Annotated in this window: 1 protein-coding gene; it reads left to right on the top strand. The window is 57.6% G+C overall.

Annotated elements, in window-relative coordinates; genetic code table 11:
• Positions 1–106 precede the first annotated feature (106 nt).
• The coding region (locus tag FZE95_RS19515; RefSeq protein ID WP_150302453.1) for a type I restriction-modification system subunit M N-terminal domain-containing protein at positions 107–585 on the top strand (479 nt) is incomplete at its 3' end.

Here is a 585-nt window from a genome sequence, read left to right as displayed (position 1 = left end):
GAATCAGCAGCCTATCGAGCATCCTGTCCGTGAATGTGGGGTAGAATCTCTGGCATTTACGCCATCAGGACAGGCCCCCACGACGGGTGCCCATAGGGATTTCGCAATGCCCCTCACGCTGCAACAACTGGAACGCCACCTGTTCAAGGCCGCCGATATTCTGCGCGGCAAAATGGATGCCTCGGAGTTCAAGGAATACATCTTCGGGATGCTGTTTCTGAAGCGCTGCTCCGACGTATTCGAGGAGCGCTACGAGCAAGTGGTTGACCAAGAACTGAAGGCTGGAAAGAGTCGGGCTGACGCCTATGTCTCGGCAGCAAGCCCACGCTGGTACAAGCGCGACGGCGGTTTTTGGGTTCCTCAACAATCACGCTTCAGCCACCTGGTCAACGAAGCGCACCTCAACGTCGGCGACCTGCTGAATAAGGCGTTGGCCGGGATCGAGGAAAGCAATGCGTCCCTGGAAGGCGTGTTGGAGCACATCGACTTCACCCGCAAGGTCGGCCAGAGCAAGATTCCTGACCAGAAGCTACGCCAGCTCATCACCCACTTCGGCGATGTGCGCCTGCGCAACAGCGATTTCGA

It is taken from the genome of Pseudomonas profundi (assembly GCF_008638305.1).
In the GTDB taxonomy this organism is placed as follows: Bacteria; Pseudomonadota; Gammaproteobacteria; order Pseudomonadales; family Pseudomonadaceae; genus Halopseudomonas; species Halopseudomonas profundi.
Note: the sequence above shows the minus strand (reverse complement) of the source record. Positions and strands in the feature narration are given on the sequence as shown.